Origin of the sequence: Streptomyces sp. NPDC101165, from assembly GCF_044768135.1 — a bacterium.
GTDB lineage: Bacteria > Actinomycetota > Actinomycetes > Streptomycetales > Streptomycetaceae > Streptomyces.
In genome coordinates this window covers 209,833-233,049 of sequence record NZ_JBIWPG010000013.1, presented here as the reverse complement: position 1 = coordinate 233,049, position 23,217 = coordinate 209,833, and the positions used below count along the sequence as shown (strand labels likewise).

The window sequence follows — 23,217 nt, the reverse complement described above, 5'->3', positions numbered from 1 at the left end:
CCCGTGACACGACGAACCGACTGGGCCGAGTACGAGCACGCCACACCCGGTACCCCGAGGGGGAGGGGCAGCGGCGGCGACTCGGGCTCCGCCACGGCCGGCGACGACGGGTACGGCGACGCTGAGCACGGCGGGGCCGGGTCACGGGGCGGTCGGGGGCGTGGCCGTGGCCGTCGGCGGGGCGGCTTCGGGGAGCCGCCCGGTGAGGACGAAGGCACCCCCACCTCGTCGAGGGCCGAGCGGGGGGAGTCTTCAGGGGACCCGGTTGAGCGGGCGCGGGCGATCTGTCTGCGCCTGCTCACCGGGACCCCGCGCACCCGCAAGCAGCTCGCGGACGCCCTGCGCAAGCGGGAGATCCCCGAGGACGTGGCGGAGGAGGTGCTGTCCCGGTTCGAGGAGGTCGGGCTCATCGACGACAGCGCGTTCGCGGACGCCTGGGTGGAGTCCCGGCACCACGGCCGGGGGCTCGCCCGCCGCGCACTCGCCCGGGAACTGCGCACCAAGGGCGTCGACTCCGCGCTGATCGACGAGGCCGTGGGCCGGCTCGACTCCGAGCAGGAGGAGGCGACCGCCCGCGAGCTGGTCGCCCGCAAGCTGCGGGCCACCCGTGGCCTCGACCGCGACAAACGGCTCCGGCGCCTCGCCGGCATGCTCGCCCGCAAAGGCTACCCCGAGGGAATGGCCCTCCGCGTGGTCCGCCAGGCTCTGGAGGAAGAGGGCGAGGACACGGAGTTTCTCGAGGGCGAGTCCTTCTGACAGCCGGGTGCCCCGTGTGGCGGTGGGGTTAACCCCCGCCCAAGACGCCGGGCCACCGCAGTGCTTCCGGACCCGTGCACGCGCGAGTGTGTATCCATGCCCCGGACCACGGCCCACGCCGAGGCCGGCCGGCGCACGGACCCCCGAGTCGCACAGCAGAAGACGAGGCCGCGATGATGCTGCGTTACGCCCTCCAGACCGTCCGCGCCCGAAAGGCGGGCTTTCTCGGCGCCTTCCTCGCCCTGATGTGCGCGGCCGCTCTGATCACCGCCTGCGGCACCCTCCTCGACACCGGCCTGCGCGGCACGATCCGCACCGAGCGCTATGCCGCCGCTCCCGTCGTGGTCTCCGCCGACCAGTACGTCCACCAGACCACCGTGAAGCACAAGAAGGGCAAGACCAAGGTCAAGCACAAGGCGAAACCCGTCGCCGAACGCGCCTGGCTCTCGGCGGACCTGGGCGACACTCTCGCCCGCACCCCCGGCGTAGCCCGTGTGGTCCCCGAACTGACCTTCCTCGCACAGCCGTTGACTCCGGCCGGCACCGGCGGCCGTACCGCCTACGGGCATGCCTGGGACTCCGCGGGGCTGACGCCGTACCGGCTGACCGCGGGCAGCGCGCCCAAGGCCGTCGGCGACCTCGTCATCGACGACGACCTCGCGGCACGCGCCCGCCTCCACCCCGGCGACCGCCTCACCGTGCAGTCGACGCAGTCCCCGCGCAGCTACCGGATCACCGGTATCGCCACACCGGCCACCGCCGTTCGCCACCAGACGTCACTGTTCTTCGCCACGGCGGAGGCCGAGCGACTGGCCGCGCACCCCGGGCAGGTCACCGCGTTCGGCGTGCTCCCGGCCAAGGGCGCCGACCCGGAGACGGTGCGGCAGGCCGTGGTGCGGGCACTGCACGGCACCACCGCGCAGGTCAGCGCCGGCGACGCCCGCGGGCCCGTCGAGTTCCTGGACGCGGCCGCCGCCCGCACCCGGCTGGTGAGCATGGGCGGCGCGATGGGCGGCACCTCGCTGCTGGTGGCGGTGCTCGTGGTCGTCGGCACCTTCGCGCTCTCCGTCCAGCAGCGCCACCGCGAACTCGCCCTGCTCCGCGCCATCGCCGCCACGCCCGGACAGATCCGCACGCTGCTGGGCCGGGAGGCACTGATCGTCGGCGCGGCGGCGGGCAGCGCCGGCGCCCTGCTCGGGCTGCCGCTGGGCGACTGGCTGCACTCCAGGTTCGTCGCCCTGGGCGCCGTACCCGTCACGCTCCAGCACACCGTCAGCGTCTTCCCGCCGCTCGCCGCCCTCGCCGCCACCCTGCTCGGTGCCTGGGCGGCGGCCCGGATCGCCTCCCGCAGGATCGCCGGGATCCGCCCGGCGGAAGCCCTGGCGGAGGCCAGGACCGAGCGCACCCGCCCGGCCTGGGGGCGTATCGCCGCCGGTCTGCTGCTCCTCGCCGGCGGGGTCGTCCTCGTCGCCGTCCTCAGCTCTCTGCGCACCGAGCCCGCCTCGACTCCCGTCACCTTCCTCGCCGTCGTCGTCCTGTCCACCTCCGTGGCCCTGCTCGGCCCGCTGCTGGTCAAGGCGGCCGCGCTGCTGCTGGCCGGTCCCCTGCGGCTCACCGGCCACGGCGGCCGCCTCGCCACCGCCAACCTGCGCGGCAACGCCACCCGGATGGCCTCCGTCGTCACCCCCCTCACCCTGCTCATCGGCATGACCTGCACCGTCCTGTTCGTCCAGTCGACTCTCGGCGACGCCGCCCGGAGCCAGGCGCGCGAGGGTGTCACGGCCGACTGGGTCGTCGCCGCCCAGGGTCCCGGCGTTCCGGGCGAGGCCGCACGGCTGCTGCGTGCGCAGCACGACACCGTCACCGAGGTGGTCCGCACGACCGTCCGCATCGGCCTCGACAAGTACCCGGCCCAGGGCGTCACGCCGACCGGTCTGACCCGCACCTGGGACCCGAAGGTCACCGCCGGCTCCCTCCGCGATCTCGCCCCCGGCACCGTCGCCGTCAGTGAACTGGCCGCGGACCAGCACCACTTGAAGCCCGGAAGCACGCTGAAGCTCACGCTCGGCGACGGCACGCCCGCCACGCTCACCGTCGCCGCCGTCTACGACCGGGGTCTCGGCTTCGGCGACCTCACCTTCGCCCACGACCTCGTGGCCCGCCACATCGACAACCCGCTCGCCTCCTCCGTCCTGGTCGGCACGACCCGTACACAGACACAACTCGCGACTACGCTGCGTGAGTTCCCGGGTTTGCGGGTTCTCTCGCCGGCCGCCGCGGATTCCCTCCAGGCCGACCGGCAGCAGGCGAACGCCGAGGTCAACTACCTGGCCATGGGGCTCGTGCTGGCCTTCACCGCCATCGCGGTCGTCAACACCCTCGCCATGTCGGTCGCTGAGCGTGTCCGGGAGTTCGCCCTGCTCCGCCTCGCCGGAGCGACCCGCCGTCAGGTGCTGCGCGTGCTGCGCACCGAGGTACTGTCCGTGCTGCTCCTCGCCACCGCGCTCGGCAGTGGCATCGCGCTCGCCGTACTCACCGCGTTCAGCGTCGGCATGACCGGCCGGGCGGCCCCCACGGTCACACCCCTGCTCTACGTCGGCGTGGTCGCGGTCGCCGCCCTGCTCGCGCTCGTCTCCAGCGCCCTTCCGGGACGCGCGGCGCTGCGCGTCCCGGCGGTGACGGTGGCCACGGCGAAGGAGTGAGGAGGAGGGACAGGCCCTGGCCGCGGCCCCGCCGAGCCCGGGTCAGCCGGTCACCGGCTCCACCGGCAGCCCCTGCGTCCGCCACTCCTGGAAGCCGCCCACCAGGTCCGTCGCCCGGTGCAGGCCCAGCTGGTGGAGGGAGGCGGCTGCCAGGCTGGAGGCGTAACCCTCGTTGCAGATGACGACGACGCGCAGGCCGTGGCCGGTGGCCTCGGGGACCCGGTGGCTGCCTCGGGGGTCGAGCCGCCACTCCAGTTCGTTGCGCTCGATGACGAGCGCGCCGGGAATCACCCCGTCCCGCTCACGCAGGGCCGCGTACCGGATGTCGACCAGCAGGGCCTCACCGCGGCCTGCCGCCTCGTGCGCCTTCCGTGCCTCGATGCGCTGGTAGCCCGCGCGGACCCGCTCCAGCAGGTCGTCGATGCCGACCGGCCCTATCTCCGTAACGTCGCTCACTGCCAGTCCTCCGGGCGCTCGACCTGCTCCAGGCGCAGCACCTGACCCGTGCGACTGTAGCGACGGATCCGCGGCAGCGGCGGGTAGTAGGCGTGGACGGAGACCGCATGCCGGTCCGGGGACTCGTTCAGCACCTCGTGCACGTGGTGGCGGCCGAAGGAGCGGCCCTGGCCGGCGGGCAGTCGGCGCTCGCGGTCGACGCCCTCGGTGAGTTCCAGGGTCTTCCAGCCGTCGGTGGGCAGCCTCGCGGCCAGCGAGTACTCCTTGAGTGCACCGGCCGCGGTGACGAAGGCGCCGACCGAGTCGGCGTGGTCGTGCCAGCCGGTGCCGCTGCCGGGCGGCCAGCCGATCAGCCAGGCCTCGCTGCCGCCGGGGCCTTCGAGGCGCACCCAGGTGCGGCCCTCCGGGTCGAGCGGCAGCGAGGCGATCAGCTCGGTGTCGGCGGCCGTGCGCCGCGCGAAGTCGAGGAGGTCCGTCCGGGTCGGCGCCGAGCCGGCGGCACCGCCGGCGGCAGCGGGGGAGACGGAGGGGGATAGGGACACGTGCACCGTCCTGAAGAAGGTTCGCCGAACGGGCGCACAACGGCGCCCGGAGAAAGGAGGGGGGAGCGAATTCAGCAGGACGGGCGACACACGCAGCCCGCATAGCGGACGAGGTCCATATGGACCCTCCGCCACAGGCGCACACAGGTGTCGGTCACGATCCGGAGTACAGCACGCTGCTGCACCCCGGTCAACTCACCGTCACCATGTGGACAGAGGGTGACCGGGCGCACGGTCAGCGCGCGCCGGAGCCGGCCTCCGCCTCCTCCTTCTCCTCCGTCTCCTCCTGCACGGCGCCGCCGAGGGTTGCCTCGGCCGCCGCGTACAGGTCGGCCGGACGCACCCCGTTCAGTGCGGTGACCAGGTGGCCGTCGGGGCGCACGAGCAGCACGCTGTGCGCCGGCGCACCCGGGTAGTCCTCGGCGACCAGCAGTTCGGCCGGGTGCGGAAGCGCCGTCACCGCGGCGGCGAGGCGGGGCATGACCCCGGCGGACACCCAGTGCTTGCGGTCCCACACGCCCGTGCCCGGTGCGATCAGCACGACGAGCAGCGCGCCACGGCCCAGCCGGTCGCGCAGCTGTACGAAGGAACCGTCCTCCGCGGTGACCCGCACATCGGCGACCGGTGAGCCGAACGGGGTGTCGACCTGGATCTCCCCCTCCAGGTGCCTGGGCGTCAGCGGCGAGTCGGCGTACCCTCCCGGCGCACCCACCGGGCCGCGCCCCAGATGACCGTCCGTGAGCAGCGCGTCATGGCCCCGGGCGGCGCCGGGGACGTAGTGCCGCAGCCCGCCTCCGCCGCGCAGCACCGGCAGCAGCTGGTCGGCGGCGCGCAGCCGGGCGGCGACCACCGCGCGCCGCTCGGCCTGGTAGCTGTCGAGCAGTGCCTCGTGGTGCCCGTGGTGCCAGGCCGGGGCCAGCTTCCAGGCCAGGTTGTCGGCGTCCCTGAGACCCTCGTCGAGCCCCTGAGTGCCGAGCGCGCCGAGCAGATGGGCCGCGTCCCCGGCGAGGAAGACCCGGCCGGCCCGCCAGCGCCGGGCCAGCCGGTGGTGCACCGTGTGGACACCGGTGTCGAGGAGGTCGTACGCCGGTGTGGTGCCGTCCGTCCAGCCCGCGAGGGTCTCGCGGATCCGGGCCACCAGGATGTCGGGGGTGACCAGGTCCTTGCCCGGCAGCAGCCAGTCCAGACGCCACACGCCGTCGGGGAGGGGGCGGGCGGTCACCTCCCCGGCCGAGGGCCCGGACGACCGCCACGGCGGCATCCGGTGGAGCAACGCCTGGCCCTCCCACGGAAGTTCCACGTGCAGGGCCGCGACCGCGTGCCGCTCGACGGCCGTGCGGCCCGGAAAGCGGATGTCCTGCAGCTTGCGCACGGTCGAGCGGGGGCCGTCGCAGCCGACCAGGTAACTGCCCCGCCACCAGGTGCCCTTGGGGCCGCGGGTGTGGGCGGAGATGCCGGAACGCTCCTGCTCGATCGAGTCGAGCCGGCTGTCCGCGGCGATCTCGACCAGTGGCTCGTGCGCCACGGCCGCACGCAGGGTACCCGTGAGGACGTGCTGGGCGAGGTGCAGCGGGGCCGCGGGATCATCCTCGTCGAAGGTGATCTCGTTCAGCACCTGCCGGCGCCTGACCGACCGCCATCCGGTCCATCTCACGCCGTGGTCGTCGAACGCGACTCCGGTCAGCCGCTCCAGCAGGGCGGCCGTGTCCTCGCGCAGCACGACGGTGCGCGCCGGGCGTGGTTCGTCCTTGCCGGGGCCCTCGTCGAGGACGACGGAGGGCACCTCGTGACGGGCCAGCGCCAGGGCGAGCGTGAGCCCCACGGGGCCCGCTCCGACGATGATCACCGGGTCCACGGTGCGGCGCCCCCTGTCCGCAGCGGTGCCCTGACGGACATGGAGGAACAGGAAGGTGGAGCGGGGTGCACGATCACAGAACGTATGCAACCCATTGGCAGAGTTTGCGTCAAGTGACCAGAGGCAGTGGCGATCATGCCACTGCCTCTGGGTGACGCATTCGGGTTCGACCTGACGTCAGGCCGCGGTTCCCGTGCCCGCCGCACCCGCGATGTTGACGGTGTCGTCGACACCGAGCACCGCGCCGCTCGACTTCTTGCGCCGCCGCAGCCGTCCCTCCAGCCAGCTCGCGAACGAGGTCAGGGAGAAGTTGATGATCACGTAGATCGCGGACACGATGGTGAGGGACGCGATGATGTTGGCGCCGTAGTAGCCGCTCATCGTGTTGGCCGAGGCGAGCAGTTCGGGGAAGGTGAGGACCGCGCCGCCGAGCGCTGTGTCCTTCACGATCACGACGAGCTGGCTGACGATCGCCGGAAGCATCGCCGTGACCGACTGCGGCAGCAGGATGAGCCGCATCACCTGGTTCTTGCGCATACCGATCGCCATGGCCGCCTCGGACTGGCCCTTCGGCAGGGCGAGGATGCCCGCGCGGACGATCTCCGCCAGCACCGAAGCGTTGTACAGCACCAGACCGGTCACGACTGCGTAGAACGGACGGTCGTCGGAGGGGACGTTGGTGTACTGGGCGAACAGGGCGAGCCCGAAGATCATCAGGACCAGCACCGGGATCGCGCGGAAGAACTCCACGACCATCGCGGCCGGGACACGTATCCATACGTGGTCCGAGAGGCGGGCGATGCCGAGCACGGCGCCGAGCGGGAGCGCGATGACCATGGACAGGGCCGCAGCCTTCAGGGTGTTCTGCAGACCCGGCCAGATGTAGGTCGAGTAGGCCTCGGTGCCGCTGAAGAACGGCTTCCAGAGCACCCACTCCAACTGGCCCTTGTCGTCGAGCCCCTTGTACACCCACCACAGGACGGCCGCGAGGACGACGAGGAAGCCCGCCGTGTAGAGGATGTTGCGCCGCTTGGCCTGGGGGCCCTGGGCGTCGTACAAGACCGAACTCATCGCTTCACCGCCACCTTCTTGCCCACCCAGCCGAGGATCAGACCGGTCGGCAGGGTCAGACAGCAGAACCCGAAGGCGATGATCGCGGAGATCAGCAGCAGCTGCGCCTCGTTCTCCACCATCTCCTTCATCAGGAGTGCCGCTTCCGCCACGCCGATCGCGGCCGCCACAGTCGTGTTCTTCGTCAGCGCGATCAGCACGTTGGTCAGCGGGCCGACGGCCGCGCGGAAGGCCTGCGGCAGCACGATCAGGCCCAGCACCTGCGTGAAGCTCAGGCCGATGGCCCGGGCCGCCTCTGCCTGGCCGACCGGAACCGTGTTGATGCCGGCGCGGATCGCTTCGCAGACGAAGGCCGACGTGTAGACGGTCAGCCCGAGCACCGCCAGCCGGAAGCTGCTCGTGTCGACCTGGTCCGACCCCAGGGTGATGTTCAGCGTGTCCTTCAGGCCGAGCGAGGCGAACAGGATGATCACCGTGAGCGGGATGTTCCGCACGATGTTCACGTAGGCGGTGCCGAAACCGCGCATCAGCGGCACCGGGCCCACCCGCATGCCGGCCAGCAGAGTGCCCCAGATCAGGGAGCCCACGGCCGACAGCAGCGTGAGCTGCACTGTCGTCCAGAACGCGCCCAGCACGTCGTACTTGTCAAGAAAGTCGAACACGATCTCCCGCGCTTCCGCGTGTAGGGATGCCCGGGCGCGCCGCCGTCAGGAGCGGCGCACCCGTCGGGCGTTGCCTCAGCTCTTGATGTCGCCGATCTTCGGAGCGGGCTCGTTCTTGTAGCCGGCCGGGCCGAAGTTCTTGTCCACGGCCTTCTGCCAGGAACCGTCGGACACCATCTCCTCCAGGGCCTTGTTGATCTTGGCCTTGAGGTCGCTGCCCTTCTTGACGCCGATGCCGTAGTTCTCGTTGGTCATCTTGAAGCCGCCGAGCTTGAACTTGCCCTTGAACTGGGACTGGGCGGCGTAGCCGGCGAGGATCGAGTCGTCCGTGGTCAGGGCGTCGATCGCCTTGCTCTGCAGACCGGTCAGACAGGCCGAGTACGTCGGGTACTGCTGGAGCTGCGCCTTGGGAGCCAGCTTGTCCTTGACGTTCTGCGCCGACGTCGAGCCGGTCACCGAGCACAGCTTCTTCTTGTTCAGGTCCGCCGGCGACTTGATGGTGTTGTCGTCCGCGCGGATCAGCACGTCCTGGTGGGCCAGCAGGTACGGGCCGGCGAAGTCGACCTTCTGCTGACGCTCCGGGGTGATCGAGTAGGAGGCCGCGATGAAGTCGACGTCACCGCGCTGCAGCATGGTCTCGCGGTCGGCGCTCTTCGACTCCTTCCACTCGATCTGGTCGGGCTTGTAGCCGAGCTTGCCGGCCACGTAGGTCGCCACGTCGACGTCGAAGCCCGCGTAGCCCTGCGGGGTCTTCTGGCCGATGCCGGGCTGGTCGAACTTGATGCCGACGGTGATCTTCTTGCCGCCGCCGGAGGAGCCGTTGTCGTCCTTCTTGTCGCCGCCGCACGCGGTGGCGGACACGGTGAGGGCGAGTACGACGGCCGAGGCGGCGGTGACCTTGCGGAGCTTCATCGTGAACATCCTTTGAGTGGTGAGGTACGCGGTCCGTGAGGGACGGGTGGCCCCGGGGTCGTCCGGGGCGCATGGGCTCGGTGCCGTCAGTGGTGCAGGATCTTCGAGAGGAAGTCCTTGGCCCGGTCACTGCGCGGATTGCTGAAGAACTGGTCGGGCGCAGCCTCTTCGACGATGCGGCCGTCCGCCATGAAGACCACCCGGTTTGCAGCCGATCGTGCGAAACCCATCTCGTGGGTGACGACGATCATGGTCATGCCCTCCCGGGCGAGCTGTTGCATGACCTCGAGGACCTCGTTGATCATCTCGGGGTCGAGGGCCGAGGTCGGCTCGTCGAAGAGCATGACCTTCGGGTCCATCGCCAGCGCCCGGGCGATGGCGACGCGCTGCTGCTGGCCGCCGGACAGCTGGGCCGGGTACTTGTCGGCCTGGGCGCCGACACCGACGCGGTCGAGCAGGGCGCGGGCCTTCTCCGCGGCCTGCTTCTTGTCCGCCTTGCGGACCTTGACCTGCCCGAGCATCACGTTCTCGAGCACGGTCTTGTGCGCGAAGAGGTTGAAGGACTGGAAGACCATCCCGACGTCGGCGCGCAGCCGGGCCAGTTCCCTGCCCTCGTGGGGCAGCGGCTTCCCGTCGATCGTGATGGTGCCCGAGTCGATCGTCTCCAGGCGGTTGATGGTGCGGCACAGGGTCGACTTTCCGGACCCGGAGGGCCCGATGACCACGACGACCTCACCGCGGGCGATCGTCAGGTCGATGTCCTGGAGTACGTGCAACGCGCCGAAGTGCTTGTTGACGCTCTTCAGGACGACCAGTTCGCCGGACGCGGCCACGTCTTCCTTGGCCGCCGATACTTTGGTCATCGCTCTCAGGCTCCGTCCTCCTCGGTTTCGGTGGACAGTAGTGATGGCCGGTGACCAGCGTCATCACATCTGAGGGGAATCTGAGCATCACGATCCGATAGCAATCGGACACGTGTCGTAGCACTTGAGACCCGTGCGCATATCGGGGGGATAACGGAAGCGGCAGGCAACCGGAACCCTCTTGACGCCGTCCTTCTCCATCGGCGTGACTTCCATGGTGCACGCACGCGTGCGCGCGATCTACAAGCCGAACGAGAACCGTGACCGTATGACCGCTGAACCGGAGGGGGCCGGGATGAGACTGCTGCTCGTCGAGGACGACAACCATGTCGCGGCCGCGCTGTCCGCGGTCCTCGCGCGGCACGGATTCGACGTCACCCACGCGCGCAGCGGCGAGGAGGCCCTCCAGGCACTCGTCCCCGAGGGCGCCGGATTCGGCGTGGTCCTGCTCGACCTGGGCCTGCCCGACCAGGACGGCTACGAGGTCTGCGGCAAGATCCGCAAGCGCACCAGCACCCCGGTGATCATGGTCACCGCGCGCTCCGACGTCCGCTCCCGCATCCACGGGCTCAACCTGGGCGCCGACGACTACGTGGTGAAGCCGTACGACACCGGGGAACTGCTCGCCCGGATTCACGCGGTCAGCCGGCGCACCGCCCACGAGGACGCGGCACCGGGCGCCGAGACCTCGCTGCGTCTGGGTTCCGTCCTCATCGAACTGCCCAACCGCCAGGTCAGCGTGGACGGTTCGGTGATCCAGCTGACCCGCAAGGAGTTCGATCTGCTCGCGCTGCTCGCCCAGCGGCCGGGCGTCGTCTTCCGGCGGGAGCAGATCATCAGCGAGGTCTGGCGCACCAGCTGGGAGGGCACCGGCCGCACCCTGGAGGTGCACGTCGCCTCCCTGCGCGCCAAGCTGCGCATGCCCGCGCTGATCGAGACCGTACGCGGGGTCGGCTACCGGCTCGTCGCGCCGGCCGCCTAGCGGGCCCGAGTGCGCACACGGCTCCTGCCGCTGCTCATCGTCCTGATGGCGGCCGTACTCCTCGCGCTGGGCCTCCCGCTCGCCATCAGCGTGGCCGCGGCCCAGCAGCAGAAGGTGGTCGTCGACCGGATCGACGACACCGCACGCTTCGCCGCGCTCGCGCAGTTCGTCACCGATGCGCCGAGCGGATCCCGCCGTGCCGTCCCGGACGAGCGGCAGGAGACGCTCCGCCGCGAACTGGACAGCTACTACGGCGTCTACGGCATCCGCGTGGGCGTCTTCTACGGCAACGGCTCAGTCATGGCCAACGCCCCGGACGACTGGATCGTCCCGCAGACGGGGGAGGTCCGGGAGGCTTTCGGCGAGGCGCTGCTGAGCCGCCGCAGCCACGACCCCCGGCAGGTGTGGCCCTGGCAGCGCAGCCGGCTGATCGTCGCCTCGCCGGTGATCCGGGACGGGGACGTCGTGGCGGTCGTCGTCACCGACTCGCCCACCGGGCAGATGCGTTCGCGGATCCTGCGCGGCTGGCTGTTCATCGGGGCCGGCGAGATCGCCGCGATGCTGCTCGCCGTGGGTGCCGCGCTGCGGCTGACCGGCTGGGTGCTCCGGCCGGTACGGGTCCTGGACGCCACCACCCATGACATCGCCACCGGGCGCCTCAAGTCCCGGGTGGCGGTCGCGGGCGGGCCGCCGGAACTCAGACGGCTGGCCCGGTCGTTCAACGAGATGGCGGACAACGTCGAGGACGTGCTGGAGCAGCAGCGTGCCTTCGTCGCGGACGCCTCGCACCAGCTGCGCAACCCGCTCTCGGCGCTGCTGCTGCGCATCGAGCTGCTCGCCCTGGAACTCCCGCAGGGCAACGAGGAGATCGCTTCGGTCCGCACCGAGGGCAAGCGCCTCGCGCAGGTCCTGGACGACCTGCTCGACCTGGCGCTGGCCGAGCACGCCGAGGCCGACCTCAGGCTGACCGACGTCGGAGCCCTGGCCGGGGAGCGGGTGGCCGCCTGGTCACCGGCCGCCGCAGCCAAGGGCGTCCGGCTGGTCGGCGACTGCCCGCCCATCACTGCCTGGGCCGACTCGATCACCCTCTCCAGTGCGCTGGACGCGGTGATCGACAACGCCGTGAAGTTCACCCCCGAGGGAGGCACGGTCGAGATCGTGGTCGCCTCCAACGGGGACACCTCGACGGTCGTGGTCACCGACACCGGGCCCGGCCTCACCGACGAGGAGATCGCGCGCGTGGGCGACCGCTTCTGGCGCAGCGGCCGCCACCAGAACGTCAAGGGCTCGGGCCTGGGATTGTCCATCAGCCGCGCCCTGCTCGCGGCGGGCGGCGGCTCGATCACCTACGCGCGCCACGAGCCGCGGGGGCTCCGGGTGACCGTGGCGGTGCCGAGGAACCCGGACGGCCTCTGAGGCCTCACCGAACAGGGCCTCACGGCCAGGCCCGTACGACCAGGCCCTGACCGGCTAGGGCTTCATCGACCGGTAGTACCGCCGGGCGCCCTCCTGCAGAGGCAGTGGGTCGGTGTAGATCGCCGTACGAAGGTCGACGAGCTGGGCCGAGTGGACATGGGCGCCGATCCCGTCGCGGCTCTTGATCACCGTGCGGGTCAGCCACTCGGTCAGCCGGGGATCCATGTCCTTGCGGGTCATCAGCACGTTGGACACCGCGATCGTCGGCACCGCGGTGCCGTGCTGCACGGACGAGTACGCCGTCTCGGGCATGTTGGTGGCCCGGTAGTAGCGGGCGGCGTCCCCGCCGGCGTGCAGCTTGGTGACGAGGTCGCCGTCGATCGGTACGAACCGGAAGGAGAACTTCCTGGCCAGCTCGACCAGCCCCTTGGTGGGCAGCCCGCCCGACCAGAAGAAGGCGTCGATCTTGCCGTGCCGCAACCGGTCCGGCCCGGTGTCTATGCCCTCCGACATCGGCGTGATGTCCTTGTGCGGGTCGATGCCCGCGGCCCTGAGCACCCGGTTCGCGATCAGCCGCACCCCGGAGTCGGGCAGCCCGGTGGCCACCCGCTTGTGCCGCAGGTCCGCGACGCTGTCCACCGTCGAGTCACTCGGGACGATCAGCTGCACGTAGTCGTCGTAGAGCCGGGCCACACCGCGCAGCCGGTCCGCGCCGCTGCGGTGCTGCAGCTCGTACGTCTCCACCGCGTCGGCCGCCGCGATCGTGAAGTCGGCCTTCCCGGTCGCCACCCGCTCGACGTTCTCCTGTGAGCCGGCGCTGTTCAGCAGCTTCACCTGCAGCCCGGGCATGTCCCTGGCCAGCTCGGTGCGCAGCCGCTCGCCGTACTCCTGGTAGACCCCGCGGGGTGTGCCGGTGCTGAAGACGATCGTCCCGCTCGGCGGGGTCTCGCCCAGCGGCAGCAGCCACCACAGCAGCAGCCCGAGGGCCACGACGCCGACGGTCGCGCCCTGGAGCGCCCGGCGCCTGCTGATAAGGGGGAACACCTTGGACATGCGGGCGATCCTGCCAGGCCGTGCGCGGAGCTGACCAGGGCCGGGGTCACTCCGGGCCCTCGGGAGGCGCGGGGGGAGTGTCGGTGGCGGCCGTTAGAGTCGCCGTATGAGCTCTTCGCCCGCCCGTCTCGTCCGTGAGTTCCACCGCGCCTTCGGCCTCGATGCCCGCCCCACGCCGACGGAGGTGGGACCCGAACTGGCCGCGCACCGCGGGGAACTGCTCGCCGAGGAGGCCGCTGAGGTCGCCGAGGTGTCGGTCGAGGGCCCGCTGGACAGGCTCGCGCACGAACTGGCGGACGTGGTGTACGTGGCGTACGGCACCGCGCTGGTGCACGGGATCGATCTCGACGAGGTGATCGGCGAGATCCACCGCGCCAACATGAGCAAGCTGGGCCCTGACGGCCAGGTCGCCCGCCGCTCCGACGGCAAGGTCCTCAAGGGCGAGCACTACCGGGCGCCGGACGTGTCGGCCGTGCTGCGCCGCCAGGGCTGGACACCCGGCGGCGCAGCCTGACGTCTACGACGACAGGGAGCCGCCCGCCAGCTTCCACTCGCGGTGCAGGGAGCCCAGCGGAACGCTCCGCTGCAGCACCGGCGTGCCGAAGATGGAGAGCTGGATGCGCAGGGTGCCCGACAGGTCGACGCCGCCGTACACCGCCCAGGTGCCCTCGGCCTTCACCTCGGGCTTGTCGGAGGAGGCGGTGACGGTCCCGGAGGCCTCGCCGCGCAGGTACGGAGCCAGGTCGGCGGAGACGCCGACGGTGCCGTAGAGGCCGACGGTCGCCTCGGCGCCGAGGGCCGTCTGCACGCTTCCGGCGGTGCTCAGGGAGGCCCGGACGGGCGTGCTCTTCATGTCCGACGAGCTGACCGGCGTCCACCCCTTGCCCACCCCGAAGGTGCCGCCCGCCTTGAAGTCGCCCTTGAGGCTCTGCTCGACGTCGACGGTCACGTGTCCGTCGGCGCTGATCTGGAAGTAGCAGGTCAGGTCGAGGTTGACGACGACGGGGACCGGGCCGACCTGCAGAACGGGGTCGGCGTGCAGCTTGGCGAACGGGATCCGCAGCGGGGTGCCGGTGGTCGCGGCGGCCCGGCCCTTCACGGCCCACCCGGAGGTCCAGTCGCCGGAGACGCCGAGGTAGGCCGAGCCGGGCGCCGCGTCGGTCCCGGTGCCGCCGTAGCTGAAGTCGACCTGCGGGGCCACCTGGACGAAGCCGGACACCGAGGCACCGGCCGACACCGGGGCGCCCTCGGCCGTCTGCACCTTGGCGCCGACGTCGAGCCGGAGGCTGCCGAGCGGCACGGTTCCGCCCTTGGGGCCGACGTGCACGTCACCGGTCTTGGACCAGGAGACCTTGACGTCGGGCAGCAGCTTGTCGACGGCGAAGGACGACGGGTCGACCGGCACGGTGCCCTTGGCCGTGTCGTCGCCGAGCAGCGCGTTGAGCGCCGCCGGTTCGGTCTGCACCTCGGTGCCCCGGTCGCTCTCGCCGATCACCTTGGTGACCTTGGCGAGCAGGCCGTGCGGGGCCCCGGGCGCCGGGGCGCTGGCGATGACGTCACCCACGGCGGCCCGGTGCGGCGCCGCCGAGGAGGTGGGCGAGGGGCTCGTGGGGGACGGTGAAGTCCCGCTCCTCGCCGGTGCCTTGGAGATGACGGCGCGTCGGGTCCGGCTGTCGTACGAGCTGACGGTGAGCGCGGTCTTGTGTGCCCGCCGGTCGGTGCCGGAGGTACCGGCCGTGGCGGTCGCGGTGGCGGCGGGGGCCGCCGCGACGGTGAGCGAGTGGCCGGTGTCGCCGGTGGGGCCGTCGCCGGCCCGGACGTCCTGGCTCTGGCCTGCCGCAGGTGGTGCGGCGTGCGGCGAGGGCGAGGAGCAGCCGGCGGCGAGGAAGAGGGCGGTCACGGCGAAGGCGGGCAGGAGGGCACGGCGGTGCCTCGTGCGTCTGCGCAAGGTCGGTCCTGGGGTGAAGTGGGGGGTGGTGAAAAAGGGCAGCACCGGCGGCCGGCTACCTATGGGTAGAACCGGCCGGTAACTCGGTGGTGAGCCATGAGCATGCCATGGCTGCGCGCACAGACCGCGCACAATTCGGCCACATCCCAACGTGACCTGGCACACGGCGAGTTCAGGCCGTGCGATGGCCGGATCCCGGCCAGGGTGCGGGTCCGCCGACCCGCACCCTCCCGCAGGGCGGAGGTCAGCCCGTGAGCCCCGTGCCGCCGAGCCGGGTCAGCAGGCCGGAGAGCAGGGCGATGTCCTCCTTGCTCCAGGCGGGACCGGAGAAGATCTCGGCGGCCGCCTCCTCGGCCGTGGCCAGCATCTCCGTCAGCCGCTCCCGGCCGGTCCCGGTCAGCGACGCGTAGGCCACGCGCGCGTCACGGGCGTCCGGCTCGCGGGTCACCAGCCCGATCCGCTCCAGGGGAGCCAGCCCGCGGGTCACGCCGGAGGCGGTCAGCCCCAGCGCCTCGGCCAGATCGACCCGGCGCATCCGGCCGCCGGGCGCCTGCCCCAGGCGCAGCAGCAGCGTGAAGTCGGCCAGGCTCACCCCGTGCAGCCCGCCGAGCCGGGCGTCGAAGCGCCGCACGAGCGCCGTCTGCGCCCGCACCAGCCGCAGCGAGGCGTCCAGGGCGTCACTCATCACTCACCGGCATCCCGCTCGCTGCCTTCCTGTTGATTGCCATCTCCTTGACTACTCAAGTTTATGTGCCGCTGGAACGCGCGGCACGTCGCTGCCGCTTTCCCAAGGGTGCCTGGGAGAGGTCCTCCGCGCTGGACCGGAGGTTCTTGAAGCCGTAGCCGCGCTCCGTCAGCCACGCCTTCGCCGCCTCCTCGGCCCGCTCGGTCGCCTCAAGGATGTCCTCCTCTTCCTCCCCGGTGTCCGAGAAGCGGAAGACGAAGGCGGGCCGGGCGGCGATGTCGTAACTGAGGTGCCCCTCGGGCGTGTAGGCGGCGTGCAGCACGTCGTGCCGGGCGGCGTCGGCGAGCAGTTCGGCCCGCTGGGCCTCGCCGAGCCCGTCGAAGGTGCCACGGACGGTGATACGGAAGGTTCGGGTACTCATTGCGCGACCTTAGGCACAGCGGGCGATACGCCTCCACCTGGTTTCCGGCACGAAACTAGACTTTGGAGGGAAGGCGGTGGCGTTCCATGCCGTACGTGACTGTGACCGCGCTGAGCCATCCCGGGCTGCTCCGCGAGCGGAACGAGGACAGTCTCGTGGTAGGCCCGTGGACCCTGTGCGCCACCGTGACCGAGAGCCCGCAGACCCTGTACTTCCCGCTCGGGACGCCCCTGGTCATCGCCGTCGCGGACGGACTCGGCGGGCATCCCGGCGGTGACGTGGCCAGCGCGCTGGCCGTCCGCCGGATCGCGTCCGTCGGCTCCTCCCTGAGCGGCGAGGACGCCGTCCGCGACGCCCTCAGCGCCTGCAACCGCGCGGTCTACCTGGCCGCAGGCGGCGACGAGGCGAGCGAGCTGGCCGCCATGGGGACGACGATCGCCGGCATCGTCGTACAGCCCGGCTCGCTCATGGTGTTCAACGTGGGCGACAGCCGGGTCCTCGCCGCCTCCGAGGACGGCCTGCGCCAGCTGAGCGTCGACGACAGCCCACCCCTCGAACCCGGGCAGCGCACCACCTCCCTCGTCACCCAGTGCCTCGGCGGCAGCCCCGGCTACCGCCCCATCCGCCCCCACGTGGCGACCGCGCCCCGGACGCCCGGCGACCGCTACCTCATCTGCACCGACGGGCTGACCGACCCGGTGCCGCCGGAGGTCCTGGACGACGTCATGCGGGAGCGGGAGGACAACCGGGCGGCCTTCGAGCTGTGGAAGGCCGCCATCGCGGCGGGCGGCCCCGACAACATCACGCTGGCGGTCGCGCGCGTCGTGGACGAGCAGCCCAGTCCCGGCCCGGACCGGGATGGCCCTGGTGGATGAAGGCGGCCCAGGCCGCCGGGTGGTCCAGCCGCGGTCCCTTGGCCAGCTCGTCGCGAAGGCTGCCGCCGAGCGCCCTCGGGGCGCGGCGATCGGGGTCGAGCATCCAGTTCTGGGCACACCAGAGGGCGTCGACCGGGCTGTGGCCCTCGACGGACAGGTAGTGGTGGAAGACGGCCATCATCAGGGCCGAGGCGGAGTCCTCGGTGGCCCACCGCGACCCCACCACATCGCGCGCGCCGCCCGCCAGGAAGGCGGTCGTCAGCGTGAGCGCCTCGTCGTGGTCCCGGTTGCTCAGGTCCGTCTCGCAGGCACTCAGCACGACCAACGGCCCCTCGGCGGCGTCCTGTTCGACCGACGGGCGGTCGAGCAGACGGGCCACGGTCAGCCTTCCGGGATCCGGCCGTCCCGGCCCGTCCGGTGGCGGGTCCACCGGGCCGCCGGGGTGCGCCAGTTGGAGCGCGGACTCCGTCGGGCTGGTGCCGGCCGAGCCGTGGCAGGCCACGTGGAGCAGGGACGGGCTGCCGGCGAGCACGTCGAGAAGGTCGTCCGGGGTGCCGGGCGCTGCCGGCTCGACGGGCGGCTCGTACAGGTCGCCGTACAGCCGCGCCTGCGGGTAGAACGCCCGGTGGAGCGCCGTCACCTCCAGCTCCGCGTGCGTCAGGGTCAGCGTGGGGTCCGCCACCAGAACCGGGTCGGCGGCCGGGGTGGGCCGGGCGCGCCGCACCGCGTCGAGGAACTGGCGGCCGGACGCCGCGTAGCTGATCACCATGATCTGGCAGACGTGGTCCCGGGGCGCCTCGGCCGGCAGGCGGGCCGCGTGCCAGGGGACGATGCCGAGGCGGCCGCACGGCACCAGCACGATCCGCGGCGGTCCGGGCCGGTCCCTGCGCCGGTTCTCGTTGGCCTGGAGCCGTTCGGCGATGCCGGTCATGAGAGGGGCGATGACCGCGTCCGTCGCCCAGTCGCACAGCTCCGAGAGGGCCTCCTCCCAGGACTGCGCGGCAGTGGCGGAACCGGGACTTCGCTGGCGCCGCGCGGCCGCGTCGAGGTAGCGCTCCAGTGGGCCGCTCCGCTCGCGGGACAGCAGCGGCAGCGCCCGTACTCCGGTGCCGGTGTCGGGGCCCACCACGATCCCCATGCCGGGCAGGGTGCCCTCGCCTGCGATGAGGTACACCAGCGCGTCCGCGTCGCCCTGCGCGACCCCCGCCCGCAGCTCGTCCACCGTGGGCGTGTCGAACAACGTGCCGCCCGGCGCCAGGTGGCCGAGGGCCTCCAGGGCCCGGCGGCGCAGGGAGCTGGGCAGCTCGCGGGGGAGCGCATCGGCCTGCCCGGCGCCGTCGACGCTCGCGTCCCGCCATGCCTGCGCGAGTTCCCGGTGCCCGCGCGCCTCCAGCAGCTCGGGAACGGCCCGCGAGGTGGACGCCGCCCGCAGCACCAGCGCGCGGCCGAGTTCGAGCGCCGCCACGGCCTCCTCGACCCGGCCCTCGGACGCCGCCCAGATGGCGGCCCGCATCCCGCGGTCGGCTCCGGACCGGGCGGCCCGCAGCCCGTGGTCGGGGCCGGTCTGCAGGACGACGTCCCCGGCGAGCGCGTGCAGGGACTCCATCGCCGCGTCCGTGGCGGCCTCCCGGTCCGCCGGGTCCTGGGTGTGCGACAGGCGCTCGCGGTAGTCCTCCGCGAGCGTCCAGAGGGCGTGGGCGGCGATGTGGGGAGACTGGCCCCGGCGGACTCGCTCGCGGACCTGCTCCAGTTCGCCGATGGCCACGTTCAGGTCGGCCGGATCCCGGGTGGCGGAGTACCGCACACTGGCCGTCATCGCGGAGAGGTAGAGGGAGTAGGCGGGGGCGTCCGTCGGCGCGGGGGTGTGCTCGGGCATCAGGTCGGGGGCCTCGTCCACGATGGCCCGGGCCGTCCGCAGGCCGTCCTTGAGCGACGTGAACACCGCCCCGAGAGCGCCGAGACGTTCGAGGGACGTGTCGGCCAGCGCCGTCTCCTGATGAGTGAGACCCCGGACGAGCAGCGCACGGTCGCCGGTGCGCGCGCCGAGCATGGCCAGCGCGTTGCCGAGCGCGATCAGCACCACCGAGTGGAGGGAGTGGTCGGCGGGGGTGGCCCGCTCCAGGGACTCCAGCTCGCCCACCAGCTTCGCCAGCTCCTGGTCGGACTCGGCCTCCATCGCCTCGCGCGCCTTGGCGAGCAAGGCCATCGCCCGCCCCGCGAGGGCGAGTTCGGCGGCTGCCGGATCGGAGGCCGACACCTGCTCGTAGTGGTCGTTCACCGGATGCATGTGGTCGCGGGCGACGGACGCGTCCAGGTGGCTTCCGCCGAGCGGCTGGCCCGCCTGCAGCACGAGACGCATCATGTTCTGGATCTCGGCTGCCCGGTCATGGCCCTCCGGCAGCCGGTCCAGGTCCGTGCCCATCCGGTGCAGGAGACGGCTGAGAGCCTCCGGGTCCCCGGTGCGCACGGCCTCGGAGAGGCCGAGCATCGCGGCGAGCCCCGCGGTGGCGGCCGTGGTGTCGGCCCCGCTGTCCGAGTCGGAGCCGGTGGGCCGGGCCGGCGGTGAGTCGGGCAGGTCGGCCGTCGCGTACAGCGTCGTACGCAGTTCATCGGTGAACGGAAACCCCTCGGGCAGCATGTCCAGCAGCGTCTCCGGCTCGGAGAGGTCGGTTCGCACCATGTGGGACAACACGTCGCGCATCCGGTCCAACTGTCCCCGTATCTCCGGGGGAACCGGTAACTGGTCGGCCTCCTCGGCCAGTGCCAGGAGCTCTGTGGCCAGGGCGGGCCCTTCGTCGGGCTTCGTCTGCCGGGCCTGGTCGAAGACGGACCAGAAGTCCGGGGTCGCGGAGGGACCCTGCACCATCAGCAGGAGCAGCGCCGCCCACCGTCTGTCCTCCGCGGTCGCCGCCTCCCCGGCCGCCGTCGCCGGATCCCGTACCTCGCTCAGCAGACGGTGGGCCCGCTCGCGGTCCTCCGGCGTGCCGAGCCCGGCCCCGTGCCGCATGGTGAGCAGGGCGCCGAGCCGTACGGAGACCACGGCGAGCAGGGGGCGGTCATGGTCCAAGAGGTCGCGCAGTGCGCGGAGTTCGGCGACCGGGCCGTCGAACTCCGCGGAGGACACCGACCCGGATCCCACCCGGCTGATCAACTCGGCCACCCGCTCGGTCGCATCGGTCACCCAGGCCCGCAGCCCCTGGACGCCGCCGCTCTCCTCGTCGCTCACCGTTCCCCCGTCCGCTCACCTCGTCCCGTGGCCCATGAATACCCCGAGGCGGCTCCTCCACCGCCGTCTGGGCCGCAACTCCCCCACGACAACCGGAATTTGCCCGGCGGACGCCCGGATCGATCATGTGGTCGGCGACCGGGCGAACACCGGGCGACGTCCGGGCCGGGTGTTCACCGCACCCGGGTTCCACTGCTTCGCTGGGGTCGGGACGGAACGACGGACGGAGGAGGCGTGGACGTCGGGGGAGCGACCGCGCTCGTGGTCGCGATCGTCGGAGTCGTCGGGACGCTGCTGTCCGCGCTGCTGACCCAGCGCGCGGCCGACCGCAGCCGCCGACGCGAGCAGGAGCACGCCGAGGAACTGCAGGAGCGGCGCAAGCAGGCCCAGGAGCTGCGGTCGTGCTACGTGGCGCTGAACACCTCCGCCCGGCATTATCTGGCCGCGCTCACCGACCAGCTGCACGCGCTGGGCCGGACCGAGGACGTGCGGGTCGTACGGCAGCGGCTCACCGAAGCCCGTGACCAGTACCGGGACGTGTACGCGGAGGCGCAGCTGCGGGTGCCGGAGCGCGTGCTCGACCTCGCGGGCGACTTCAGCCGTGACCTGGGCACGGTCTACGGCATGGTCCGGCGCCTGGACGAGGGCGCCCCGCGTGCCGGGGACTCGCCGGGCGCCGTGCAGCAGGGCATCGACGCGCTGTGGGGTGGGCTGCGGCGGATACGGCGGGCGATGAGGGTCGAACTGGGCGCCTCCTGGGTGGATTTCGGGCGATGAGCACCCGAAGCGCGGGATCTTGTCGCCACCGGTCCGGTGGATCGGCATAGTGGCGTTCAGGCCAAGGGCGGTCGAGGACCCGGAAGGGCAGGACGCACCGGTGAGCGACGAGGAGAGCGGTGGCGTACGGGGGCTGCGCGCGTGGGCCGCGGACGCCGCGGAGCGGGTCAGACGGCTGGTCCCCGCCTTGGGGGCCGGTGCGGTGGCGCCGCGTGACTTCGACGCGACGGTCACCGAACTCGACCAGCTCGAAAGGCTGCTGGGCCACGACCCCGCCCTGTGCAGCACGGTGAGCGTGTGGCCGGCGGGCGCGCTGACCCAGCGGCACCTCGCCGGGGGCGGCGTGCCGGCGGACCGGGAGCGTGCGGAGAGCTTGCTGAGCCCCGGTACGGCGCTGGGGGCGACGGCGACCGAGGAGGACCGGCGCTGGGCGGCGCTGTTCCTGCTGCCGCTCGTCACGCACCTGACCGTCGAGGGGCTCAGCCCCGTCGACGCGCTCTGGGCCGCCTGCATCCACCAGGGGCGTCCGGGAGCGGCGAGACCCGGAAGCCGTGGAGAGACAGAAGCAGGTACCGAAGGGGGGAACGCATGAACGACGGTGGTACGAGCGACGGCCCCGGCGGCTCGACGGAGCGGCTGCTCGTCCTGATCGGCGAGCACCGGGACACCATCCGCGAGGCGCTCGACGACGAGCAGTACGCGCTGCTGCTGGCCCGGCTGGAGGCCCTCGCGGCCACGGACGCGTCCGACGACAGGGCGGTGCGCAAGGCGTCCCAGGGGGTTCGGCTGGCCCTGCTGCCCCTGCCGCTGGACCATCCCGTGCGCAGGGTGCTGGACTCCGTACGACTCGTCGCGGCGCCCCCCGGGCCGACGACCGTGGTGGGGGCGCGCGAGCTGATGGCGCTGCTGACATCCCTGTCGACCGCCCCCGAACCGGCGTACGGCACCGCGTCCGAAGAGGACCGGATGCTGCTCGGGGCGCCGGCCCTCTCGGCCGACGAGGCGCGGGTCCGTTGCGGCGGCGCGCCACCCCCCGAGCTGATCAGACTGACGGATCCCCGGGACGGCGACCGCTACCCGGAGTTCCAGTTCGGCGCGGGCGGCGGCACCCCGCGCGAGGTCGTCCTCCGGGTCAACCGGCTGCTCCTCGCCGACATCGACCCCTGGGGAGCCGCGGCCTGGTGGCTCAGCGGCAACACCTGGCTGGGCGGGACACCCGCGTCGCTGCTCGGCCGGCTGCCGGACCAGCGGCTGGTCGGCGCTGCCACCGCACTGGTGGAGGGGGACTGATGAGCGACTTCTTCCCGATGATCGAGTTGGAGTTGCGCCCCAACCGTCTGGTGATCCCGGCCGGCACCGAGCTGTGGCGGGTGCACCAGTCCAAGTACGCGCCGGACCAGTTCAGCCCGAAGCTCGCGGACATCCACTTCGGCGGCGGCCGCTTCGAGGGCACGGTGCTGGATCCGTACCACAGCCTGTACCTGGCGGACACCCGGCTCACCGCCCTCGCGGAGAGCGTGCTGCGCTCGCGGCCCTTCGAACTGCCGGCCGGTACGCGGCGGATCCCTTACAGCGCCGTCCGGCGGCGGTCGCTGAGCGGCCTGCGTACCCGGTGCGAGCTGAACCTGGTCTCCCTGGTCGACGGGCAGGATCTGGCCGCCGTCTGCCAGGACTCCACGCTCCTGGAGGACGAGAGCAACTACGCGGTCGCGCGGCGCTGGTCGAGCGAGATCCGGGCGCAGGCACCCGATGCGATGGGGCTGATCTGGGAGTCCCGGCGCAACCGGGCCCAGCGCGCCCTGGTGCTCTTCCACGACCGCTTCGAACACTGCGACGGCAGGCCGCTGGAGGTGCTGCAGGACGGCGGGATCCCGGACCTCGGCTCCCAGGAGGGCATGAAGAAGGCCAACGAGATCCTCGAACCGCTGCGCGCGGTCGTCTCGGAGCCGGTGTGGCAGTGATGTGGGGACCACTCCGTCCCGCTTGTCGGTCGCCGAGACGTGATGCCATCGTGG

General features: G+C 72.2%; 23 protein-coding genes. 10 read left to right on the top strand and 13 right to left on the bottom strand.

Features of this window, described 5'->3' with window-relative positions; all coding sequences use genetic code 11:
* The first annotated feature begins 3 nt into the window (after positions 1–3).
* Positions 4–756, top strand: coding sequence for a recombination regulator RecX (recX, locus tag ACIRVH_RS28155; protein WP_403958504.1), 753 nt, complete (start codon positions 4–6; stop codon positions 754–756).
* 173 nt (positions 757–929) lie between these two features.
* Positions 930–3,458 (top strand): ABC transporter permease, encoded by a 2,529-nt coding sequence (locus tag ACIRVH_RS28150; protein WP_403958501.1) that lies wholly within the window; start codon positions 930–932, stop codon positions 3,456–3,458.
* A gap of 42 nt (positions 3,459–3,500) precedes the next feature.
* On the opposite strand, the gene ACIRVH_RS28145 is transcribed toward ACIRVH_RS28150, so the two are convergent.
* From ACIRVH_RS28145 to ACIRVH_RS28110, 8 genes are all read right to left on the bottom strand, one after another.
* On the bottom strand, positions 3,501–3,914 hold the full coding sequence (locus tag ACIRVH_RS28145; protein WP_403958498.1) for a rhodanese-like domain-containing protein: 414 nt from the start codon (positions 3,912–3,914) through the stop codon (positions 3,501–3,503).
* Positions 3,911–4,456, bottom strand: a complete 546-nt coding sequence (locus tag ACIRVH_RS28140; protein ID WP_403958495.1) for a cysteine dioxygenase — start codon at positions 4,454–4,456, stop codon at positions 3,911–3,913. The genes ACIRVH_RS28145 and ACIRVH_RS28140 overlap by 4 nt, the downstream gene beginning before the upstream one ends.
* A gap of 71 nt (positions 4,457–4,527) precedes the next feature.
* A complete protein-coding gene (locus ACIRVH_RS28135; protein WP_309506048.1) occupies positions 4,528–4,575 on the bottom strand; it encodes a hypothetical protein in 48 nt (15 codons plus the stop codon).
* Between the two features lie 116 nt (positions 4,576–4,691).
* Positions 4,692–6,311, bottom strand: a complete 1,620-nt coding sequence (locus tag ACIRVH_RS28130; RefSeq protein ID WP_403958491.1) for an FAD-dependent monooxygenase — start codon at positions 6,309–6,311, stop codon at positions 4,692–4,694.
* A 177-nt stretch (positions 6,312–6,488) separates the two neighbouring features.
* On the bottom strand, positions 6,489–7,382 hold the full coding sequence (locus tag ACIRVH_RS28125) for an amino acid ABC transporter permease (protein WP_403958489.1): 894 nt from the start codon (positions 7,380–7,382) through the stop codon (positions 6,489–6,491).
* Entirely contained in the window at positions 7,379–8,044 is a 666-nt protein-coding gene (locus ACIRVH_RS28120) for an amino acid ABC transporter permease (RefSeq protein WP_403958486.1), read from the bottom strand. Before ACIRVH_RS28120 ends, ACIRVH_RS28125 begins: the two co-directional genes overlap by 4 nt.
* A 75-nt stretch (positions 8,045–8,119) precedes the next feature.
* Positions 8,120–8,956 (bottom strand): glutamate ABC transporter substrate-binding protein, encoded by an 837-nt coding sequence (locus tag ACIRVH_RS28115; RefSeq protein WP_403958483.1) that lies wholly within the window; start codon positions 8,954–8,956, stop codon positions 8,120–8,122.
* Between the two features lie 86 nt (positions 8,957–9,042).
* On the bottom strand, positions 9,043–9,819 hold the full coding sequence (locus tag ACIRVH_RS28110; protein WP_403958480.1) for an amino acid ABC transporter ATP-binding protein: 777 nt from the start codon (positions 9,817–9,819) through the stop codon (positions 9,043–9,045).
* Positions 9,820–10,114: 295 nt separating this feature from the next.
* On the opposite strand from ACIRVH_RS28110, the gene ACIRVH_RS28105 reads away from it, so the two are divergent.
* Positions 10,115–10,801 carry a response regulator transcription factor gene (locus ACIRVH_RS28105; protein ID WP_403958584.1) on the top strand — a complete coding sequence of 229 codons (687 nt, stop codon included), beginning with the start codon at positions 10,115–10,117 and terminating at the stop codon, positions 10,799–10,801.
* Between the two features lie 9 nt (positions 10,802–10,810).
* Positions 10,811–12,217, top strand: a complete 1,407-nt coding sequence (locus ACIRVH_RS28100; protein WP_403958477.1) for an ATP-binding protein — start codon at positions 10,811–10,813, stop codon at positions 12,215–12,217.
* Between the two features lie 54 nt (positions 12,218–12,271).
* Here the strand turns inward: ACIRVH_RS28100 and ACIRVH_RS28095 are convergent, their stop codons facing one another.
* Positions 12,272–13,270, bottom strand: a complete 999-nt coding sequence (locus tag ACIRVH_RS28095) for a TAXI family TRAP transporter solute-binding subunit (protein WP_403958474.1) — start codon at positions 13,268–13,270, stop codon at positions 12,272–12,274.
* A gap of 106 nt (positions 13,271–13,376) precedes the next feature.
* Here ACIRVH_RS28095 and ACIRVH_RS28090 point away from each other — a divergent pair, with 106 nt between their 5' ends.
* Complete coding sequence (locus tag ACIRVH_RS28090) at positions 13,377–13,784, top strand: MazG nucleotide pyrophosphohydrolase domain-containing protein (protein ID WP_403958472.1); 408 nt, start codon at positions 13,377–13,379, stop codon at positions 13,782–13,784.
* A gap of 3 nt (positions 13,785–13,787) precedes the next feature.
* On the opposite strand, the gene ACIRVH_RS28085 is transcribed toward ACIRVH_RS28090, so the two are convergent.
* The 3 genes from ACIRVH_RS28085 to ACIRVH_RS28075 form a co-directional block, all read right to left on the bottom strand.
* Positions 13,788–15,218 carry a hypothetical protein gene (locus tag ACIRVH_RS28085; RefSeq protein WP_403958469.1) on the bottom strand — a complete coding sequence of 477 codons (1,431 nt, stop codon included), beginning with the start codon at positions 15,216–15,218 and terminating at the stop codon, positions 13,788–13,790.
* A 244-nt stretch (positions 15,219–15,462) separates the two neighbouring features.
* Positions 15,463–15,903 (bottom strand): MarR family winged helix-turn-helix transcriptional regulator, encoded by a 441-nt coding sequence (locus tag ACIRVH_RS28080; protein ID WP_403958466.1) that lies wholly within the window; start codon positions 15,901–15,903, stop codon positions 15,463–15,465.
* Positions 15,904–15,964: 61 nt separating this feature from the next.
* Positions 15,965–16,324: a DUF6204 family protein gene (locus tag ACIRVH_RS28075; RefSeq protein ID WP_403958465.1), complete on the bottom strand. Its 360-nt coding sequence runs from the start codon at positions 16,322–16,324 to the stop codon at positions 15,965–15,967.
* A gap of 86 nt (positions 16,325–16,410) precedes the next feature.
* Here ACIRVH_RS28075 and ACIRVH_RS28070 point away from each other — a divergent pair, with 86 nt between their 5' ends.
* Positions 16,411–17,199 carry a PP2C family protein-serine/threonine phosphatase gene (locus tag ACIRVH_RS28070; RefSeq protein ID WP_403958462.1) on the top strand — a complete coding sequence of 263 codons (789 nt, stop codon included), beginning with the start codon at positions 16,411–16,413 and terminating at the stop codon, positions 17,197–17,199.
* Here the strand turns inward: ACIRVH_RS28070 and ACIRVH_RS28065 are convergent.
* On the bottom strand, positions 17,126–20,425 hold the full coding sequence (locus ACIRVH_RS28065) for a CHAT domain-containing protein (RefSeq protein WP_403958459.1): 3,300 nt from the start codon (positions 20,423–20,425) through the stop codon (positions 17,126–17,128). The two genes, ACIRVH_RS28070 and ACIRVH_RS28065, sit on opposite strands and share 74 nt — an antisense overlap.
* Positions 20,426–20,659: 234 nt before the next feature.
* Here ACIRVH_RS28065 and ACIRVH_RS28060 point away from each other — a divergent pair, with 234 nt between their 5' ends.
* The 4 genes from ACIRVH_RS28060 to ACIRVH_RS28045 all read left to right on the top strand — a co-directional run bounded on the left by ACIRVH_RS28060 (position 20,660) and on the right by ACIRVH_RS28045 (position 23,163).
* Entirely contained in the window at positions 20,660–21,202 is a 543-nt protein-coding gene (locus ACIRVH_RS28060) for a hypothetical protein (protein ID WP_403958456.1), read from the top strand.
* A 100-nt stretch (positions 21,203–21,302) separates the two neighbouring features.
* Positions 21,303–21,794 (top strand): hypothetical protein, encoded by a 492-nt coding sequence (locus ACIRVH_RS28055; RefSeq protein WP_403958453.1) that lies wholly within the window; start codon positions 21,303–21,305, stop codon positions 21,792–21,794.
* Complete coding sequence (locus ACIRVH_RS28050) at positions 21,791–22,492, top strand: hypothetical protein (protein WP_403958450.1); 702 nt, start codon at positions 21,791–21,793, stop codon at positions 22,490–22,492. Before ACIRVH_RS28055 ends, ACIRVH_RS28050 begins: the two co-directional genes overlap by 4 nt.
* On the top strand, positions 22,492–23,163 hold the full coding sequence (locus tag ACIRVH_RS28045) for an RES family NAD+ phosphorylase (RefSeq protein WP_403958447.1): 672 nt from the start codon (positions 22,492–22,494) through the stop codon (positions 23,161–23,163). Before ACIRVH_RS28050 ends, ACIRVH_RS28045 begins: the two co-directional genes overlap by 1 nt.
* Positions 23,164–23,217: the final 54 nt, after the last annotated feature.

Excerpts from the sequence above, each read along its gene's own strand:
- ACIRVH_RS28150 (WP_403958501.1), top strand. The coding sequence starts at position 930 with ATGATGCTGCGTTACGCCCTCCAGACCGTCCGCGCCCGAAAGGCGGGC.
- ACIRVH_RS28125 (WP_403958489.1), bottom strand. The coding sequence starts at position 7,382 with ATGAGTTCGGTCTTGTACGACGCCCAGGGCCCCCAGGCCAAGCGGCGC.
- ACIRVH_RS28115 (WP_403958483.1), bottom strand. The coding sequence starts at position 8,956 with ATGAAGCTCCGCAAGGTCACCGCCGCCTCGGCCGTCGTACTCGCCCTC.
- ACIRVH_RS28110 (WP_403958480.1), bottom strand. The coding sequence starts at position 9,819 with ATGACCAAAGTATCGGCGGCCAAGGAAGACGTGGCCGCGTCCGGCGAA.
- ACIRVH_RS28105 (WP_403958584.1), top strand. The coding sequence starts at position 10,115 with ATGAGACTGCTGCTCGTCGAGGACGACAACCATGTCGCGGCCGCGCTG.
- ACIRVH_RS28095 (WP_403958474.1), bottom strand. The coding sequence starts at position 13,270 with ATGTCCAAGGTGTTCCCCCTTATCAGCAGGCGCCGGGCGCTCCAGGGC.
- ACIRVH_RS28090 (WP_403958472.1), top strand. The coding sequence starts at position 13,377 with ATGAGCTCTTCGCCCGCCCGTCTCGTCCGTGAGTTCCACCGCGCCTTC.
- ACIRVH_RS28080 (WP_403958466.1), bottom strand. The coding sequence starts at position 15,903 with ATGAGTGACGCCCTGGACGCCTCGCTGCGGCTGGTGCGGGCGCAGACG.
- ACIRVH_RS28075 (WP_403958465.1), bottom strand. The coding sequence starts at position 16,324 with ATGAGTACCCGAACCTTCCGTATCACCGTCCGTGGCACCTTCGACGGG.
- ACIRVH_RS28070 (WP_403958462.1), top strand. The coding sequence starts at position 16,411 with ATGCCGTACGTGACTGTGACCGCGCTGAGCCATCCCGGGCTGCTCCGC.
- ACIRVH_RS28050 (WP_403958450.1), top strand. The coding sequence starts at position 21,791 with ATGAACGACGGTGGTACGAGCGACGGCCCCGGCGGCTCGACGGAGCGG.
- ACIRVH_RS28045 (WP_403958447.1), top strand. The coding sequence starts at position 22,492 with ATGAGCGACTTCTTCCCGATGATCGAGTTGGAGTTGCGCCCCAACCGT.